The sequence below is a fragment of the Actinomadura madurae genome (assembly GCF_900115095.1).
In the GTDB taxonomy this organism is placed as follows: domain Bacteria; phylum Actinomycetota; class Actinomycetes; order Streptosporangiales; family Streptosporangiaceae; genus Spirillospora; species Spirillospora madurae.
Window position 1 is genome coordinate 321,666 of sequence record NZ_FOVH01000005.1, and the last position, 17,393, is coordinate 339,058.

Consider the following 17,393-nt stretch of genomic DNA (forward strand, 5'->3'; position numbering starts at 1 on the left):
CGGCCGCCCGAGCCACAGGCGGTCGGGAATGTCAGCCGTCGAAGCGGCCTGCCCTTGATCTTTGACCCCTTTCCAGGGGACCTAGTCGCGCTGCTCCTTCGGACCGCCGGAGGGCTGAACGGCCGGCTCGTGCTCCGCCGTGTGATGGCGGCCGATCGGTATCACCAGCGGCGTGCCGCTAACGGGATCGGTGGTCACCTGGCACCGCAGGCCGAACACGTCCTCGACGGCGATGGCCGTGACGACCTCGGTGGGGTCGCCCTCGGCGACGATCCGGCCGGACTTCATGGCGACCACGTGGTCGGCGTAGCGGCAGGCCTGGTTCAGGTCGTGCAGGACCATCACGATGGTCCTGCCCTCGCGCCGGTTCAGGTCGACGACCAAGTCGAGGACGTCGATCTGGTGTGCCATGTCGAGATAGGTGGTCGGCTCGTCCAGCAGCAGCACCCGCGTGCCCTGGGCCACCGCCATCGCGATCCAGGCCCGCTGGCGCTGGCCGCCCGACAGTTGGTCGACCGGGCGCAGGGCCAGGTCGGTCATCCCGGTCGCGGCCAGCGCGGCGTACACGGCGCTCTGGTCCGCCTTCGACCACTGCTTCCACCAGGTCTGATGCGGCGAGCGGCCCTGGTTGACCAGGTCCAGTACGGTCATCCCCTCGGGGGTGACCGGCCCCTGCGGGAGGATGCCCAGACTGCGCGCGAGTTTCCTGGTGGGGATCGACTGTAGCTCGCGGCCCTCCAGGTACACCGCGCCGCCTTTGGGGGCCAGCAGCCGCGCCAGCGCCCTGAGCAGCGTGGACTTGCCGCACGCGTTGGCGCCCACGATGGCGGTGATCCGGCCCGGCGGCACGACCAGATCCAGGTCGGTGACCACCGGCTCGCCGCCGTAGGCCAGTTTGAGGCCGCTCGCGCGCAGCTCCGGCCCGGCGGCGCCGTTCGCCGTGCCGTGCATGGGGTCGTGCATGGGGTCGGCCATGGGGGTCAGCCTCCGGAACCGGCTCGGTTGGCGCGCAGGAGCAGCCAGAGCAGCACGGGCGCGCCGAACACGCCGCTGACGATGCCGACGGGCAGCTCCGTGCCGGGAACGATGACGCGGGCGATCAGGTCGGAGCCGACCACGACCAGCCCGCCGGTCACCGCGGAGGTGACCGGCGGCGGCCAGGCGGTGCCGCCCAGCCGCTGGGCGATCTGCGGGGCCATCAGCGCGACGAAGGCGATCGGGCCCGCGGCCGCCGTGCCGAAGGCGATCAAGCCCACGCCGGTGAGCATCACCGCCAGGCGCGCCCGTTGCACGGGCGTGCCGAGCCCGGCGGCGACCTCGTCACCGAGCTGGAGCGTGCGCAGCAGGCGGCCGAGCCCCAGCGCGGCCGGGACCAGCACCACCATGGCGACCGCCAGCGGCAGCGTCTCCGCCCAGTCGCGGCCGTTGAGATTGCCGACCATCCAGCCGATCGCGGCCTGCGCCTGGTACTGGCCGCCCCGGGCGAGCAGGAAGTCGGTCGCGCTGATGCACATCCACGAGACCCCGATGCCCACCAGGATGATCCGATACCCCGTGGCGCCGCCCCGCCAGGCCAGCACGTACACCAGCAGCGCGCACGCGACGGCGCCGAGCAGACCGAGCACCTGCAGGCCCAGGCCGCCGTCCCAGCCCAGCACGATCCCCGCCACCACGGCCGTGGCCGACCCCTCGGTCAATCCGATCATGTCGGGGCTGGCCAGCGGGTTGCGGGTCATGGTCTGGAACAGGGCACCGGACAGCGCGAAGGCGATGCCGACGAGCAGCCCGGTGAGGACTCGTGGCAGCCGCAGATCCTGGACGATCAGCACGTTGCCCGGATCGCCCGTGCCGACGACGGCCCTCGCCGCGTCCCCCAGGCTCATCGAGAAGTCGCCGATCGACACGCTGACGCACAGCAGCACGAACGTGACGGCCGACAGGACCAGGCACACCCCGATCAGCCGCAGGCGCAGCATGCCCGAAACCGGTGGCACCCGCAGCCGGAACGTCCGCGGAGCGGGAAGGTCCCGTGCGGGCGCGTCGTGGGCGGGCGCGTCGTGGGCGGGCGCGTCGTGGGCGGTCACGGCTCACACCTCCGCGAGGCGGCGACGGCGGACCATCGCGATGAAGAAGGGCCCGCCGATGAAGGCGATGAGAACACCCGCCTGGATCTCCACGGGCCGAATGATCATCCGGCCGATGATGTCGGCGGCCAGCAGCAGCCCGGGGGCGATCAGCGCCGACAGCGGCAGCAGCCAGCGGTGGTCCGGACCGCGCCCCGCCCACTGGACCAGCACCCGCGCGATCTGCGGGACGACCAGGCCGAGGAACACGATCGGGCCGATCACCGCCACCGTCGCCCCGGTCAGCAGCATGATGGCCACCATGCCCTGGATCCTGATCAGGCCGGTGCGCCGCCCCAGCGAGGCGGCCACGTCCTCGCCGAGCGCCAGGCTGTTCACCGCGGGCGCGCAGACCAGCGCCAGGACCGTTCCGACCACGGTGAACGGCAGGATGTCGACCACCACGTCGCCGCTCAGGTCGGCGAGCGAGCCCGCCGCCCAGAACCGGTACCGGTTGAGAGCGTCAGGATCGGTCACCACGATCGCGCTGGTCAGCGAGTTCAGCAGCGCGGTCATCGCGATGCCCGCCAGCGCCAGCTTCACCGGGGTCAGCCCGGAGCGGCCGGTCCTGGCAAGGGCGAAGACCACCACGCTGGCCAAGGCCGCCCCTCCGAACGCGAACCACACGTACTGGTACAGCGCCCCAAAACCGAACACACCGACCGCGAGCACGACACCGAACGCACTGCCCGCGCTGACGCCCAGCAGGCCGGGGTCGGCCAGCGGATTGCGTGTCAGCGCCTGCATGAGCGTCCCGGACAGACCGAGCGCCGCGCCGGCGACCAGGCCGAACAGCGTGCGCGGCACCCGCACCGACCACACCACGTTGTCGACCACCCGGCTCGGCGGATCGCCCGCCAGGGTCTGCGCGACCCGTCCCGGCGACACGCTCAGCGCGCCGAGCGCCAGCGACAACAGGCAGAGCAGGACCACGCCCCCGGTGAGCCCGGCCACTAGCAGGACCCGGCGCGGCAGGCCGCGCACGGTCACCACGATGTCTCCACGTTCCGGCCTTCTCCGATCGCGGGCCAGGCCCGAGAGCCCGGCCCCGGCACCATGTCGGCTATGGGTGTCGGCTCGCGAGGTCAGCTCGCGGGCTGCTCGACCTTGGTGGCCGGGTTCCCGTCGACGGCCGCCTTGAGCTGCGGAACCAGCCGGTCGATCACGAACGGCAGGCTGAGCACGGACTGGAACGAATACGCCACCCCGTAGGGAGTGTTCTCCCCGACGTACACCTCCCTGCCCTGCTTGACCACGTTCAGATCGGCATACAGCTTGTCCGCGTGCAGCTTGGGCATCTCCTTGGCCACCTCCGCCACGGTCCAGACGATGACGTCCTGGTCGAGCAGGTCCGTCCGCTCCTTGCTGATGCTGACGCCGAACTCCTTGGTGCCGACCACCTTGTCCAGATCCTCCGGAAGGGAGAAGCCGAGCAAGGCGAGCGTCCGCGTCCTGAGGTCCTGGCGGCCGTAGACGAAGTGCCCCTCGTACGGCGTCCCGGTGACGGCGGTCTTACCGTCGAACTCCGGGTTGTCCGCCCTGGCCTTGGCGAACTTCTGCTCGAGCGCGGTCACCAACTTGCCGGCCTCCGCGTCCTTGCCGAGCGCCTTGCCGATCATCTTGGTCTGCTCCTGCCACGGGACGCCGTAGTCGACGTACTGCTTCGGCTGGGCCACAACCGGCGCGAACTTCGACAGTGACTGGTACTGCTTGTCGGTCAGCCCTCCGTACACCGCCAGGATCAGGTCCGGCCTCAGGGCCGCGATCTTCTCCACCTGCGGGCCCGTCCCGGTGTCCTTGAGGACGGTCGGCAGGGAAGCACCGCCCACCTTGTCCTTGGCCCAAGGGCCGATCGCGCCGGGATACTCACCGAACCACTCGGTGGTACCGACGGGCACCTTGCCCAGCGCCAGCACGGCGTCCTGATCGGTGAGCCCGACCGTGACGATCCGCTTCGGCTCGGCCTTGATGGTCGTCTGACCGTACTTGTGCGCGATGGTCACGGGGAACGCGCCGCCCGCGGCACCCGCCGCGGCCGGAGTGTCGGCCTCATCGGATCCGCACGCGCTGGCCAGGGCGGTGGTGAGAAGGAGCGAGACGAACGCCGCGATCAGACGCGCGGCCCTGGGAGGTCTGAGCATGGGGGGTGCTCCTTCGTCCGGGTCCTCGGTGGGACGGCCGCCCTGGGGCAGCGCGCCGCGACCAACGACCTCGCTGAATCTAAGGATAGGCTTACCTAACCGAGGGGAGCCCAACTCAACCGTTCGCGCGAAGACAGCCCCACCCCAGGCCACGGGCGGTCCGGACGCCCCCTAGGGCGATGCCGGTCTCCGCTCACCATGCTGGACCCCACATGCTGGAAGCCGCTTCGGACCGAGGTTCAGCCGAAGAACGCGCCGCCGCGCGTAGCGATCGACCGCACGCTCTCCCCGACCCGGACCACGATCATCCGCTTCGGATTCCGGACCGAGGGAAGCCGATCCAGGAAGTCCTCGCTATGCCAGACCCGGTCATCGCCGACGACGCCCTCGGGCACCACCGGATCGAGCCCACAAGCGATGACGAGGTTGCATGTGCGCTTGGTCGTGGCCCTTGTACCGGCTTGTCAATCTGCGGAAGGCTCGGTGCTCGCCCATCCGACTCACTGCCGTTGTGCAGGCCGTTCTCACCCCCCACCACCAGCCCGGATGGGGTTGGAATCAGCTGGGTGTATGCGCTCCCGTCTGAAAGCAGGTTAGCTTTGTCCGGCCTGCTCTCCTGAGTTGTTGTGCTCCCGGCCGGCAGCGGAGTGTGTGCTCTGTAGCCACCACAGTTCGGAACGGACGTGATACAGAGCGCCTAGCCCCATCGGCGGCATGTTGCCGTACACCCCGTGATGAGCCCCCTCGGCGACAGGGAGCAATTCGTGCCAGACGCCGACCGCATCGCTAGAGCCGTAATGCCGCCACAGGCGCCGTTGCGCCGACCGGTGCGTGCCTGACAGATCTCGGGCGAACCGAAGAAGGCTGTCCTGCCGATCCCAGTACTGCACCAGTGTCGCCTGCCGCACGCCAGGCCCGATCAGCAAGCGATATGCAAGCAGTCCACTGTCCGCACTTTTGACCAACTCCCGCAGCATGCCTGGGAGCGTGAGCAGGAGCGGCAGCCAGTGCCCGACCCTACGCCACTTGTTGATCCTGATGCCCACCAGGAAAACCACGACCGGCTCCGCATTGTCGGCCACGACCTTTCCCGACCGAGGGGCTGATCGAGCAAGGTTACGCGACCACTCAGGCCGCAGCAGAAGTCGCAGAACATCCCTCAAAGCAGCAAACACCTGGCCGCACTCCCCCGATCAACAGTACCTCCCATCACCGTACTGCCTGCCTGCTTCAACCGTCACAGCAGAAAACCTTCGATCCCGGGGGCCCGACATTGTGTTCTGACACCCTGCCTAAACTCTGTTCCGCAACGCTCGGGCATCCGGTTCGCTGATCTTGCTGCGGAGCAGGTGATCGGCGCGGATCGGCTGAATGTAAGCCGATGTTCACCGGCCTGTCGGTGCGTCACTTCCGCAGGTGGTGCGGATCGACGACAACGCCGCCGGCCAGCGTCGAGGGCACTGGGCGCCACCGAGATGAACCAGACCTACGAGGTCCACCGTGCTGGCGAGTTCGGAGTCCTCCAGCAGTGGCCGGTGATGGGCGGCGTCGACGCGCAAGATGCTGGCCAGGTTGAATGCGGCGGCGTACGACGAGCTCGCCGTCGGAGTTTCCGGGGCCCAAGTCTCTCGGGAGTCATTACGACGCCACGACCTCTGACCAGGTCAAACTCGTGCACCGCCTCCGTGGGCGCAGCCGAGAACGGTCTTGAGGTTCACCTGCGGCGCTCCGGAACCGGTGCCGGCGGAAGGGCGTCGTATCGATCATGCTGAGAGCTGAGGACTTCATGGCGTCGGCCGATGTGGACACCGACGTGGCGGCCAACGTGCTCGCCTATGTGGCCGAGTTGGAGCGGCGTGGTGTCGTCGTCTCCGAGGTGGAACACGAGCCGGACGCCGATGGCACGGAGGAGTGGTCCTTCCGCCTCAAGATCGCGAATCGGTGGCTGGTGCGCGTCATGATGCCGGTCTGGCCGCTGGAATGGGTACAGCGCCCCGAGAAGTTTGAGGAGCAGCGGGCAAACGTCGAGTGGCAGGGCGACATTTACGTTGACGGCAGCCTGGACGGCCCGGACGACTTCGACGGTGAGTACCCGACCTGGGAGGAGGCCGTCGAAGCGGGCGTCCGCATCGCCCAAAGCGCTGAGCAGGAGGTCTAACCGGCCTGAACGGTCACCGTAGGTGGTGGCTGCCATGGACCGGCGGCAGCGGACGATCATGTTCACCCCGCGGCACAAGGCTGCGAGGCCAGCAGGCATACGACGTCAAGAACGACCGGAAGAGCAGCCGTGCCGCCTGGGCTTGCGGATCATAATTCCGCTGCTTGACCAAACCTGCTGGATGGGCTTGGTCAGCCAGATGAGCGCCGTACGGCCCGGGGCCCGATTTTGCGCCGGGATCCGGACGACGGCGGGGCGCCCGTCGGGGTGCGAGCGATCTGCTATTGCGGGACGTGTTGTGCCAGCGCGCCCGCCAGGGTGGCACAGCGCGGTGGCCAGGGTGCGCAGGTGGCGGTACCAGGCCGGGCCGGTGCGGCCAGGTCCGTGCCGGTGCCATCGGCGAGCCGGGATGTGCCGGTCCGGGAGCTGCTGGGCTTCGTCCGACGTCGGAATCGCCATGCGACCATGGCCCACCGTCGCTCCTGGAGTGGGCGTTGGAGGCTGGAGCAGGTCGAGCGGCTCAGCGAAGGACGCGGTAGCGGATGTGCGTGGCCTCCGGTGTGTCGATCACTCGGACGATCTCCAGCTCGACCTCCGACGGCAGGACGTCGAACAGCCGGCGGCCACGGCCCAGAAGCACCGGGATCAGGTGGATCTGCACCTCGTCCAGCACCTTGGCCTCCAGCGCCCGCTGCGCCGTGTACCCGCCGCGCACCTGCACGTCCCGGTCCCCGGCGGCGGCTTTGGCCTGCGCCATCGCGCTCTCGATCCCGTCGGTCACGTACGTCACCATCGGATAGCCCCAGCGGGCGGCCGGCCCGGGCGGCCGGTGACTGGGCACGAAGATCGGCAGACCGCCGTGATCACCACCCCAGTGGTCCATGAGCTCGGCGGTGCGCCGTCCCGCGAGGACCGCACCCGCCGCCTTCCATTCGTCGTTGAACCGCCCGACGGGCTCGGACGGGCCACCGGCGTCCGCGTCGGCCCACTTGTGCAGCCGCTCGCCGTCCTCGCCGCCGAGGAAATCGTCGGAGTCGGCGATGTAGCCGTCGAGCGACATCGACATGTCGAGCACTGACACAGACATTTCAACCTCCAGTGGTGTCGATCCGAACCGGTAGGCGAAGACGGCCGGTCGGTCCATGCCGATCGGCCCGGACCGGAGAGGTTCGGGATGCTCGCCAGCCTGGCGATGGCAGGTGACAGAGTTGTGACACTCGGGTGAAACCCGCCACTGGTACAAGGAGGTGATGTTCCGCGTGCTGGCCGTTGACGTGCTCGGGCCGTTGCGCGTCTCAGTGGACGGGCGGCCGGTGGAACTGCCGGCCGGGCGGTTGCACGCGTTGCTGGCCGTGCTGGCGATGTCGGCGGGCCGCACCGTCCCGACGAGCAGGTTGGCGACCGCGGTCTGGGGCGCGGACACGCCCGGCGACCCGGGGACCAATGTTCGGGCGAACGTGAAACGGCTGCGTCGCGCCCTGGGCTCCGCGGCCCCCCTGGTCGTGGCCCGGCCGGGCGCGTACCAGCTCGCCGTCGACCAGGACAGTGTCGACGCCCTTCGCTTCGGCCGCCTGCTGGACGAGGCCGCCGCGGCGCCCGACCCCGTGGTCGAGCAGTCCCGGCTGGCCGAAGCGCTGGCACTGTGGCGCGGCACGCCCTTCGACGGAATCGCGTCCGACTGGCTGGAGCAGTCCGTGGCGCCCGCACTGCAGGAGCGGTACCTGACCGCGCTGGAGCGGCGGGTCGATCTGGGCCTCGCAAGCGGAGCACCGCCCGACCCAACCGAACTCACCGAGTTGGCCGAGCGGCATCCGCTGCGGGAATCCCTCTGGGCGCGGCTGCTGCGGGTGCTGGAAGCATCCGGCCGTCCCGCCCAAGCGCTGGAGCGGTACGAGTTGATCCGACGGCGGCTGGCGGACGAGCTCGGCGCCGACCCCAGCCCTGAACTGCGGGAACTCCACGCCACCCTCCTCGCCGGCGGCGCCCCGCGCGGTGGAGGCGCGGTGCCCAGGCAGTTGCCCGCCGGCACCGACGGTTTCGCCGGGCGGGCGGCGGAGCTGGCGGCTCTGGACTCGCTCCTGCGCCCGCCGGACCAGGCCGGGCCGGACGGGACGAGGTCTCGGTCGCCGCTCATCGCGGTGATCACCGGCACGGCCGGCATAGGGAAGACCACGCTGGCCGTGCAGTGGGCGAACCGCATTGCCGACCGCTTCCCGGACGGTCAGCTCTGCATCGATCTGCGCGGATACGGCCCGTCAGGAGAGACGGTGTCCTCGGCGGCGGCCATCCGCGAGTTCCTCGACGCCTTACAGGTTCCACCGCAGCGGATCCCGGAGGGTCCGGCCGCGCAGGCGGGGCTGTACCGCAGCCTGCTGGCCGGGCGGCGGATGCTGATCCTGGTGGACAACGCCCGCGACGCCGGCCAGGTCGTCCCGCTGCTGCCCGGGACACCCGGCTGCCTGACCATCGTCACAAGCCGCGATCAGCTGGCCGGGCTCGTCATGACCTATGGCGCGCGTCCGATCACCCTGGGGCTGCTGCCGCCGGAGGAGGCCAGGCGGTTGCTGGCTCTCCGGCTGGGCGCCGCCCGGATCGCCGCCGAGGTCGAGGCGGCGGACGACATCGTCGATCGCTGCGCCGGGCTGCCGCTGGCGCTGGCGATCGTCGCCGCCCGCGCCGCCATCCATCCCAGGCACCCGCTCGCCGCCCTCGCCGACGAGCTCCGCGACGGCCTCAGTGCCCTGGAGAGCACCGCCGACATGCGGGCGGTCTTCTCCTGGTCCTACGACGCGCTGAGTGACGCGGCGGCACGGCTGTTCCGGCTGGTCGCCGGGCTGCACCCCGTCCGGGACGGCACGATCGCGACCGCGGCGAGCCTGGCGGGCGTCCCGGCCTCGCGGGTACGGGCGCCGCTGGCCGAGCTGACTCGCGCCAACCTGCTCAGCGAGCACGTCCCGGGCCGCTATTCATGCCACGACCTGCTGCGCGCCTACGCATGCGAACTCAGCCAGGCCCACGACACGGACCGGGAGGCCGCGCGCCACCGCCTGGTGGATCACTACGTCCACACCGCGAGCGCCGCCCAGCGGCTGGTCGGCGGAGATGTAGAGGACGACATCGGCGCCGACCCCGCCGCGCCCGGCACTCCGGGTGTCTGCGTGACCGGCTTTTCGGGACGTGATGAGGCGATGGCCTGGTTCGAGGCAGAGCGTCCGGCCCTGCTCGCCGCGCTGAGTCTCGCCGAGGATCTTCACCTCGACCGGCAGGTCTGCCGACTGGCCCGGGCGTTGTTCGTGTTCCTGCACGGACGGGGCCACTGGCACGACCGGGCTGAGACACAGCGAGCCGCCGTGACCGCCGCCGAACGGCTGGGCGACCTGGTGGAACAGTCGCGCGCGTACCGCGACCTGGCCTTCGCACTGGCTGACCTCGGTCGCTTCGACGAAGCCCACCGCAGCCTCGACCTGGCCCTGGAACACTCGCATGACGACCTCGCCGGACAGGCGTGGACGCATTACCGCCGCGACATCGTGTACGCCCTGCAGGGCCGGGAGGCCGACGCGCTCGACGCCGCGCGACGCGCACACGAGCTGTTCGACGAGCTGGGCGATCAGGTCGGCCGGGCCATCGCGCTCACCGACCTCGGCTGGTACCACGGCCGCCTGGGAGACCACGGCCAAGCGCTTGAGTTGTGCGAGCAGGCCCTGGTCCTGCACCAGAAGCTCGGCAACCTCGCCTACGAGGCCCACGCGTGGTCGTGCCTGGCCGACGTCCACCTCCGAATGGGCGACCCCGGCCGGGCCATCCCCTGCTACCACCAGGCCGTGGACCTCTTCCGGAAGTTCGACGACCCGTACGCCGAGGCCAGCACCCTCGCCCACGTGGGCGCCTGCCACCACCTCGCCGGCGACCTCGAAGCCGCCAGCGAGCAGTGGCGCCACGCATACGCCCTCCTCGGCGACCTCGCCTCCACCACCGTCGACCAGATCCACACCCAACTCACGATCATCGATACGTCCGCCGCCAACGCCTTCCTCCGACACCTGAAGCCCTCACCGGAGGTTGATCGACGCCGAGTCGCCACGGGGAATTCCTGACACGCAGCCAAACCCACATCCCATACCCGCGACTACGTGCGCGCGGAGCCTGGCTCCGCCTCCCTCGGGACATCAGCTCGGCCGCATGCACCGGGCGTCTTTGAAGGCATCGACATCTTCGCCCAACCTCTGCACGGTGCCTCGTCCTCGCGGAGGCCGAATTCGGCACCCTGCGTGAACTCCTCGGCAATTACGCACCACAAGCGAATGTGTCAGCACCCCAGGTCGGTGCTACGGAAGGTTGTCTCCCAGTGTGCCCAGGTGTTCAGGCGCTGCCGGTATATGGCCGTAGCGACGTCGGAGGCCTGCTCCGCCGAATAGCACGCGCAGCGGCGGCCCCGGTGACTCCACGACGGACAGGGCGGGCAATCGCTGCCCGCTGGGAGATGGCGGCCGCCACCCGGAGCGGGGCGTGGACGGAGTAATCGGCGGCCGCTCCCATGGCCAGAATGGCACCCAGAGCACCGCGCGGCGCCCCGAGAGGGTGCCGTCGGGCGCGCGAGTGAAAGCGGTCAGCCTGGCGCCAAAGGTACCGGCGATGATCAGCGGCTACCGGGAGCTCGCCGAGACGGCCGTCGTGGCATTGATGAAACTCGGGCCGCCGAAGTTCGCCGAGATCGACGGCGGGTGTTTCGGAGCGGGTTGCAGCCTCGCCCTGGCCTGTGATGTTCGCATCTGTTCGCCGACTTCGCAGTTCGGCATACCCGCGCTCAAGAACGGCCTCACCTACGAACCGGTCTTCGTGCGACGGCTGGTGGAGGTCGTGGGTTCTGGGCCGGCCGGTCTGCTTCTATACGGAGGGGAGCGCTGGAACGGCCACGTGGCAGCCGCACGTGGCCTCGTCGACGACGATGTCCATCAGGACCGCGCCGCGGTTCCAACGCTAGCAATGTGAGAGGACACCCATGGATCTGCGTCTGAGCGGTGCGCGCGCGATTGTGACAGGGGGCTCGCGCGGAATCGGGCTCGCCGTAGCCCACCGTCTCCTGGCGGAGGGGGCGAGGGTAGCGCTTGCCGCCCGGGACGAACGGCGCCTCAAGACGGCCGCGGACGGCCTTCGCGCCGCGTACGTCGACGCCGACGTCCTCGCGATTCCAACGGACACCACCGACGACGCCTCCGTCCGAGCCATGGTCGACAGGGTCGTGGCCGCGTGGGGCGGCGTCGACGTCCTGGTGAACGCGGCCGCCCAGCCAGCGTTCGCCTCCGCGCCCCCGGCCCTCGCCGATCTGACCGACGGCGAGGTGCAGCGGGACTTCGACACCAAGGTGCTGGGCTATCTGAGGTGCGCCCGAGCAGTCGCCCCGCACATGACCGCGCAAGGCCAGGGCAGGATCGTCAACATCTCCGGTCTCAACGCGCGCCGCACCGGCTCCGTCTCGGGCACGATACGCAATGTCGCCGTCGCCGCCCTCACCGCCAATCTCGCCGACGAACTCGGGCCTCACGGCGTGGGGGTCACGGTGGTGCATCCCGGAATGGTGGAGACCGAGCGCACTCCCCGGCTCATCGCGGACCGGGCCGCGTCCACAGGGTCCACCGAGGACGAGGTGCGCGCTGCTCTCGGCGCGAGGACGAGCCTGCGCCGCCTGGTCACCGCCGACGAGGTCGCGGATGTCATCGTCTTCCTCTGCTCTCCTCGGGCGGTCGCGGTGACCGGCGACGCGGTGACCGTGGCGGGCGGCAACCACGGCACGGTGCACTACTGAACGCCGCGAGGTCCGTGATCGGAGCACCCGGGACGGGCTGTTGGGTGGTTACTGGTCGCCGCACAGGTATCGGGTCACCATGTCCACCAGCTCGTTCTCGAACGTCTCGACAGAGGTGGTCTGCGGACGGGCCATGATCTTGTGGGTGTTCAGCTCGACGGTGGTGACGATGAGGTCCGCGGCGGTGTCGAGGTCGCGCACGCGGACGTCCGGGTGGCGGGCCAGCAGATCGCGCACCTGACCGACGCGCGTCTTCTCGTGCCGGTCGATCGTGTCGAGCAGGTTCCGTGAAAGGGGCACCTCCTCGATCATGATGCGCAGCAGGCGCGGGTCGTCACGGTGGTTGTCGATGGCGTCGCGGACCAGTGTCCGCACCGCCGCCTCCAGGCTCCCGGCGGACAGATCGACCTGGTCGGCTCGCGTCCAGGTGCCGCGGTCGAGGTGCCGCACCGCCAGCTCGGCGAGGATGGCGTCCTTGTTCGGGAAGTACTGGTACAGCGAGCCGATGGAGATGCGGGCGCGTTCGGCGATGCGGTTGGTGGTGCCGGCGGCGTAGCCGTACTCGGTGAAAACGTGAGCAGCGGCGGTGAGGATGCGCTCGCGGGTGAGCTCGGCGCGCACCTGGCTGGGCTTGCGACGTGGCTGAAGACGGCGGTCGGCCGACGGCATCCGGGGTCCTCCTGGGGTACGGAAAAGCGAGTAGCCAAAGAGCTGAGCTATTGCTCACAATAGCCTTATGAGCTGGGAAAACAAGGCCATGACCGAGATGGGGCAGGTGCCGCGGCATCTCCGGTCGAACATCCCGCACCGGGTGACGACCGTGGACGAGGTCGAGACGATCGTCGGCCGCCCGGCGTCGGCGGTCATGCTCAAGCAGATCAGCGCCCTTGACGAGGGCTGCCGGGCCGTCCTCGCCCAGTGCCCGATCGCGGCCTTCGGCTACAGGGACGGGAACGGCGCCGGCAGGACGACCTTCATCGGCGGAACCCCGGGGTTCGCGCGCGTCCACTCCCCCACGCGGATCTCGTTCGCCCTGTCCGAGCCCGGCGCCCCGCGCGGCCCGGTCTCCTTCTTCTTCCTCCTGCCGGGCGTCGGGGAGATCCTGCGCGTCAACGGTTCGGTGGCCGAGCGCAGGGGCGCGGAGACGACCGTCGACATCGAGGAGGCGTACGTCCACTGCGCGCAGGCCGTCCTCCGCTCCCGCCTGTGGCAGCCGCCCGCCCCGGCCGAGCCCGCCGCCGAGATCACCGGTGACGGGCCCCTGTGCCGTCCCGGCGTCGCCGATTTCCTCGCCGCGGCGCCGTTCCTCGCGCTGTCCTCCTGGGACTCCTCCGGTGGGAGCGACACCAGTCCGCGCGGCGACCGGGAGACGGTGGCGCGGATCCTGGACGGCCGCACGCTCGTCATCCCGGACCGCAAGGGCAACAAGCGCGCCGACACGCTCCACAACCTCCTGGAGGACGACCGGATCTCGTTGGCCGCGCTCGTCCCGGGACGCAGCGGAGTGCTGCACGTCCGCGGCCGAGGCGCGATCACGACCGATCACGCACTGCTGGAGACGATGGCGCTGCGCGGGATGCCCCCGCACGCGGCACTGCTCATCGACGTCGAACACGCCGAACTGACCGGCAACGACGCCGTGGCGCGCTCGCGGCTGTGGAGCCCCGGCACGCGCCTCGACCGCGGCGCCGCGCCGGACCTGGTCGCCCTGGCGGGAGAACACCTCACCGCCAACTCCGTCACCACCGACGGCGGACCGCCCGCGTTCCTGCTCAAAGCCGTCGGGGCGATCCCTGGGATCAACCGGCTGCTCAGGCTGGCGACCAACCGCCTCTACCGGTCCGGGCTGCGGAAGGAAGGCTACGAGGACATCGAGGACGGCGCGGGCGATCGGCGCCGCGGCTTCGTGCGCCGCCTGCTCCGGCGCCCCGCCGACGACGGCGCCGACGACGGCGGGGCGCGCAAGCCCCTGCGGGAAGTGCGGATCGCCGAGGTGCGCAGGGAGACACCGACCGCGCTCACCTTCGTGCTGGAGGACACCGGCGACGGCCAGGGGTCGTTCGACTTCCGGCCCGGCCAGTACTTCACGCTGGTCGCCGACATCGACGGCCGCACGATCCGGCGCGCCTACTCGGCCACCTCGGTGCCCGGCTCGTCCCGGCTGGAGGTCACCGTCAAGCACGTCGAGGACGGGCGCTTCTCCACCCACGCACATCGCGACCTCCGCGCCGGAGACCGGCTCGCCGTCCGCGGCCCGTCCGGCTCGTTCCACACCGAGCCGCGGCTTCCCGAGGAGATCGTGCTGGTCGCCGCGGGCAGCGGCATCACCCCGATGATGAGCATGATCCGCACCCGCCTCGCCGACCGGGCGGGCCGGGGCCGGATCGCGCTGCTCTACAGCAGCCGCGGCGAAGAGGAGATCATCTTCGCGGACGACCTGGCCCGGCTGGAGAAGGACGATCGCGATCGACTGTCGGTCACCCATGTACTGACCAGCAGGGACGGCCGACTCGACGCCGCAGGTGTAGGCCGCTGGATCAACGAGCTGCAACCGAGCCGGGACGCCCATTACTACCTCTGCGGTCCCGAACCGCTCATGGACACCGTGCGAGACGTCCTCGCGGGTCTCGCGATCCCGGACACTCGGGTGCACCACGAGCGCTACACCAGCGGAGCGGACGCCACGACCGCGGCGACCGCGCCGCAGCAAATGACCATCGAGGAGGACGGACGCCCCGTGGGCACGGTCATGGTCGAACCCGGCCAGACCCTCCTCGACGCGGGACTCGCGGCAGGGCTCCCGATGCCGTACTCGTGCACCGTCGGCAACTGCGGCGACTGCATGGTCAAACTTCAGACCGGAGAAATCACGCAGAATGAACCGAACTGCCTCACACCGCAACAAAAAGCGGACGGCTACATACTGACCTGCATAGGCTGCCCGCTGTCGAAGGTCACCCTCGACATCGCCGACCCCTGATCACCGCCGCGCGCGGCTGAGTACCGCACGGCGACGAGCCGGCGCCTCCTGCGGGCGTGATGGACGATCAGGACCGGACGGTGGGGAACTTCACCCCGGTGAGGTCTTCGGAGACGGCCCACAGCCGCTGCTGGACGGCCACCTCGTACGACTGCGGGCTGGAGGTGACCAGCCGGGGGTGGCCCATGACCTCGTTGCGTCCACCGGGACCGTAGTACTGGCCGCCGAGCGCGGCGGGGTCGGTGGCGGCGCGCAGGGTCGGCAGCGCGCCCATCGCCGGCGTCTGGGTGATCAGCGGCGCGAGCCAGGTGAGCGGGAGCCGGAAGGCCGCGGGGGTGTTGCGGGCGAGCTCGGTGCTGGATATGCCGGGGTGCGCGGCCACCGCGACGGTGGTGCCGTGCGCGGCGAGCCGGCGCTGCAGCTCGTAGGTGAACATCAGGTTGGCCAGCTTGGATTGACCATAGGCGGCGACCCGGCTGTACGACCGCTCCCACTGCAGGTCGTCGAAGTGGATCGCGGCCCGGATGCGGTGGCCGGTGCTGCTGACCGTCACCACGCGCGAGCCGGGCACCGGCAGCATCAGGTCCAGCAGCAGCCCGGTGAGCGCGAAGTGGCCGAGGTGGTTGGTGCCGAACTGCATCTCGAAGCCGTCCCGAGTGGTCTGCTTCGGGGTGTACATCACGCCGGCGTTGTTGATCAGCAGGTCGATCCGGTCGAGCCGGGACCGCAGCGCCGCCGCCGCGGTCCGGACGGAGTCGAGCGAGGTCAGGTCCAGCGCCTGCACGGTCACGTCACCGGTCATGCGGGCCGCGGCCTGCTCGCCCTTCTCGACGTCGCGCACGGCGAGCACCACGGACGCCCCGCGCTCGGCGAGCGCCCTGGCGGACTCGTACCCCAGTCCGGTGTTGGCCCCGGTCACCACGGCCACCCGCCCGCGCTGGTCCGGGATGTTCGCCGTCGTCCACTTCTCGCCCATGCCGGGCTCCTAACGTACCGAAGGTATCTTGTGTCGACGACACTAAGGTACCGCCGGTACGCTGTCAACGTACCGATGGTACTTAAGTTAGGCTGGCGATCGTGACCTTCCAGCGGGCACGAACCGAAGAGCAGCGGGAGATCCGCCGGCGGACGATCCTCGACATGGCGTCGGCCATGCTCGACGAGATGCCTGTCGCCGCGGTCACCCTGAACGAGCTCAGCCGCCGGGTGGGCCTGGCGAAGCCGAACGTGCTGCGCTACTTCGAGTCCCGCGAGGCGGTGCTGCTGGAACTGCTGGACCGGTTCCTGCAGGAGTGGCTCACGGAACTGGCAGGCGAGTTGGCCGCCGGCGTCGACGAGAGTCTCCCCATGGCCGAGCGGGCGGCAGCGGTGGCCGAGATCCTCAGCCGCTCACTCTCCGGCCGAGTGGTGCTGTGCGACCTCTTCGGCGCGCAGGGCAGCGTCCTGGAACACAATGTCTCCGTCGAGGTCGTAGCACGCTACAAGCGCGCCTCCCTGGAGCGCCTGACGACCATGACCGCGCTGATCCAGAAGTACCTGCCGGAGCTGGGCGAGAACGCGACACAGTTCAGCCTGCAGGCCATGGTCATGGCCGGCGCGCTGTCGGCGTACAGCACCCCGCCGCCCAGCCTGCAGGCGGCCTACCAGGCCGAGCCCGACCTGGCCCGCTTCCACTTGGACCTGAAGGACTCCTTGAAGGTGACCCTGACCGCGACCCTCCTGGGTGTGCTCCCCCGCCACTGACCTGCGTCGCACTGGACAGGCGATGCGGCGACCATGCCGTCAGAAGCCCTCACGATGAGCCCGACGTGTCATGTGCTCGGCTGGGGGACCTTGCAGTTGGCGGTGGGGTTGAGACCGATGTAGTTGAGCGGACCGGAGGCCAAGGTGATTCCGATCGTGGCGATTTTGGCGCAGCTGCCGTCGAACTGGGCGTAGTAGTCGCGCTGTCCCGCGGCGAGCGCTCCAATGATCAGCCAGGCGACGAGCATCCACCGTCCGGACCTCATCGCTACCTCCAGTGACCGCTTCGCCGACCCTGGCGTACGACAGTAACGACAAGATCGTCCATAGTTAAGCAAGTCGGGCCGGGTGTGTCATGTCACCGACGTCTCACGCGGCCGCCACCCCCGAAGAAATGGGCGGACCGCGCGAGCGAGGTGGCGCCCGCCCAGAAGCATCCCGC

General features: G+C 70.0%; 15 protein-coding genes and 1 pseudogene. 6 read left to right on the top strand and 10 right to left on the bottom strand.

Translation table 11 applies throughout. From position 1 onward, the window contains the following. Window positions 1–81 precede the first annotated feature (81 nt). The 6 genes and pseudogenes from BM339_RS17615 to BM339_RS17640 all read right to left on the bottom strand — a co-directional run bounded on the left by BM339_RS17615 (window position 82) and on the right by BM339_RS17640 (window position 5,346). Window positions 82–975, bottom strand: coding sequence for an ABC transporter ATP-binding protein (locus BM339_RS17615; RefSeq protein WP_083597697.1), 894 nt, complete (start codon window positions 973–975; stop codon window positions 82–84). A 5-nt stretch (window positions 976–980) separates the two neighbouring features. After that, window positions 981–2,084 carry a FecCD family ABC transporter permease gene (locus tag BM339_RS17620; protein WP_075021539.1) on the bottom strand — a complete coding sequence of 368 codons (1,104 nt, stop codon included), beginning with the start codon at window positions 2,082–2,084 and terminating at the stop codon, window positions 981–983. A gap of 3 nt (window positions 2,085–2,087) precedes the next feature. Then, window positions 2,088–3,116, bottom strand: a complete 1,029-nt coding sequence (locus BM339_RS17625; RefSeq protein ID WP_256255387.1) for a FecCD family ABC transporter permease — start codon at window positions 3,114–3,116, stop codon at window positions 2,088–2,090. A 92-nt stretch (window positions 3,117–3,208) separates the two neighbouring features. After that, on the bottom strand, window positions 3,209–4,264 hold the full coding sequence (locus BM339_RS17630) for an iron-siderophore ABC transporter substrate-binding protein (RefSeq protein WP_075021540.1): 1,056 nt from the start codon (window positions 4,262–4,264) through the stop codon (window positions 3,209–3,211). A gap of 239 nt (window positions 4,265–4,503) precedes the next feature. Beyond that, window positions 4,504–4,701 (bottom strand): annotated as a pseudogene (locus BM339_RS48740) (SidA/IucD/PvdA family monooxygenase); the annotation flags it as partial. 156 nt (window positions 4,702–4,857) lie between these two features. Beyond that, a complete protein-coding gene (locus BM339_RS17640; protein WP_075021541.1) occupies window positions 4,858–5,346 on the bottom strand; it encodes a monooxygenase family protein in 489 nt (162 codons plus the stop codon). 683 nt (window positions 5,347–6,029) lie between these two features. On the opposite strand from BM339_RS17640, the gene BM339_RS17645 reads away from it, so the two are divergent. Then, window positions 6,030–6,422: a hypothetical protein gene (locus tag BM339_RS17645; RefSeq protein ID WP_075021542.1), complete on the top strand. Its 393-nt coding sequence runs from the start codon at window positions 6,030–6,032 to the stop codon at window positions 6,420–6,422. Between the two features lie 520 nt (window positions 6,423–6,942). Here BM339_RS17645 and BM339_RS17650 read toward each other — a convergent pair. Then, window positions 6,943–7,509, bottom strand: coding sequence for a dihydrofolate reductase family protein (locus tag BM339_RS17650; RefSeq protein ID WP_075021543.1), 567 nt, complete (start codon window positions 7,507–7,509; stop codon window positions 6,943–6,945). A 163-nt stretch (window positions 7,510–7,672) separates the two neighbouring features. On the opposite strand from BM339_RS17650, the gene BM339_RS17655 reads away from it, so the two are divergent. The 3 genes from BM339_RS17655 (at window position 7,673) to BM339_RS17665 (ending at window position 12,228) form a co-directional block, all read left to right on the top strand. Next, entirely contained in the window at window positions 7,673–10,519 is a 2,847-nt protein-coding gene (locus BM339_RS17655; RefSeq protein ID WP_075021544.1) for an AfsR/SARP family transcriptional regulator, read from the top strand. A 538-nt stretch (window positions 10,520–11,057) separates the two neighbouring features. Continuing rightward, entirely contained in the window at window positions 11,058–11,414 is a 357-nt protein-coding gene (locus BM339_RS17660) for an enoyl-CoA hydratase-related protein (RefSeq protein ID WP_083597700.1), read from the top strand. Window positions 11,415–11,424: 10 nt separating this feature from the next. Beyond that, window positions 11,425–12,228 carry an SDR family NAD(P)-dependent oxidoreductase gene (locus BM339_RS17665; RefSeq protein WP_075021545.1) on the top strand — a complete coding sequence of 268 codons (804 nt, stop codon included), beginning with the start codon at window positions 11,425–11,427 and terminating at the stop codon, window positions 12,226–12,228. 48 nt (window positions 12,229–12,276) lie between these two features. Here the strand turns inward: BM339_RS17665 and BM339_RS17670 are convergent, their stop codons facing one another. Beyond that, window positions 12,277–12,897 (bottom strand): TetR/AcrR family transcriptional regulator, encoded by a 621-nt coding sequence (locus BM339_RS17670; RefSeq protein ID WP_075021546.1) that lies wholly within the window; start codon window positions 12,895–12,897, stop codon window positions 12,277–12,279. 67 nt (window positions 12,898–12,964) lie between these two features. Here BM339_RS17670 and BM339_RS17675 point away from each other — a divergent pair, with 67 nt between their 5' ends. Beyond that, window positions 12,965–15,208 (top strand): 2Fe-2S iron-sulfur cluster-binding protein, encoded by a 2,244-nt coding sequence (locus BM339_RS17675; protein ID WP_083597701.1) that lies wholly within the window; start codon window positions 12,965–12,967, stop codon window positions 15,206–15,208. Between the two features lie 67 nt (window positions 15,209–15,275). On the opposite strand, the gene BM339_RS17680 is transcribed toward BM339_RS17675, so the two are convergent. After that, a complete protein-coding gene (locus BM339_RS17680; RefSeq protein ID WP_021591401.1) occupies window positions 15,276–16,184 on the bottom strand; it encodes an SDR family NAD(P)-dependent oxidoreductase in 909 nt (302 codons plus the stop codon). A gap of 101 nt (window positions 16,185–16,285) precedes the next feature. Between BM339_RS17680 and BM339_RS17685 the strand changes: the two genes are divergently transcribed. After that, window positions 16,286–16,951, top strand: a complete 666-nt coding sequence (locus BM339_RS17685; protein WP_075021547.1) for a TetR/AcrR family transcriptional regulator — start codon at window positions 16,286–16,288, stop codon at window positions 16,949–16,951. 68 nt (window positions 16,952–17,019) lie between these two features. Here the strand turns inward: BM339_RS17685 and BM339_RS17690 are convergent, their stop codons facing one another. Further along, window positions 17,020–17,217: a hypothetical protein gene (locus BM339_RS17690; protein WP_024934543.1), complete on the bottom strand. Its 198-nt coding sequence runs from the start codon at window positions 17,215–17,217 to the stop codon at window positions 17,020–17,022. Between the last annotated feature and the right edge of the window lie 176 nt (window positions 17,218–17,393).

Excerpts from the sequence above, each read along its gene's own strand:
- BM339_RS17615 (WP_083597697.1), bottom strand. The coding sequence starts at position 975 with ATGGCCGACCCCATGCACGACCCCATGCACGGCACGGCGAACGGCGCC.
- BM339_RS17630 (WP_075021540.1), bottom strand. The coding sequence starts at position 4,264 with ATGCTCAGACCTCCCAGGGCCGCGCGTCTGATCGCGGCGTTCGTCTCG.
- BM339_RS17645 (WP_075021542.1), top strand. The coding sequence starts at position 6,030 with ATGCTGAGAGCTGAGGACTTCATGGCGTCGGCCGATGTGGACACCGAC.
- BM339_RS17650 (WP_075021543.1), bottom strand. The coding sequence starts at position 7,509 with ATGTCTGTGTCAGTGCTCGACATGTCGATGTCGCTCGACGGCTACATC.
- BM339_RS17655 (WP_075021544.1), top strand. The coding sequence starts at position 7,673 with ATGTTCCGCGTGCTGGCCGTTGACGTGCTCGGGCCGTTGCGCGTCTCA.
- BM339_RS17660 (WP_083597700.1), top strand. The coding sequence starts at position 11,058 with ATGATCAGCGGCTACCGGGAGCTCGCCGAGACGGCCGTCGTGGCATTG.
- BM339_RS17665 (WP_075021545.1), top strand. The coding sequence starts at position 11,425 with ATGGATCTGCGTCTGAGCGGTGCGCGCGCGATTGTGACAGGGGGCTCG.
- BM339_RS17670 (WP_075021546.1), bottom strand. The coding sequence starts at position 12,897 with ATGCCGTCGGCCGACCGCCGTCTTCAGCCACGTCGCAAGCCCAGCCAG.
- BM339_RS17675 (WP_083597701.1), top strand. The coding sequence starts at position 12,965 with ATGAGCTGGGAAAACAAGGCCATGACCGAGATGGGGCAGGTGCCGCGG.
- BM339_RS17680 (WP_021591401.1), bottom strand. The coding sequence starts at position 16,184 with ATGGGCGAGAAGTGGACGACGGCGAACATCCCGGACCAGCGCGGGCGG.
- BM339_RS17690 (WP_024934543.1), bottom strand. The coding sequence starts at position 17,217 with ATGAGGTCCGGACGGTGGATGCTCGTCGCCTGGCTGATCATTGGAGCG.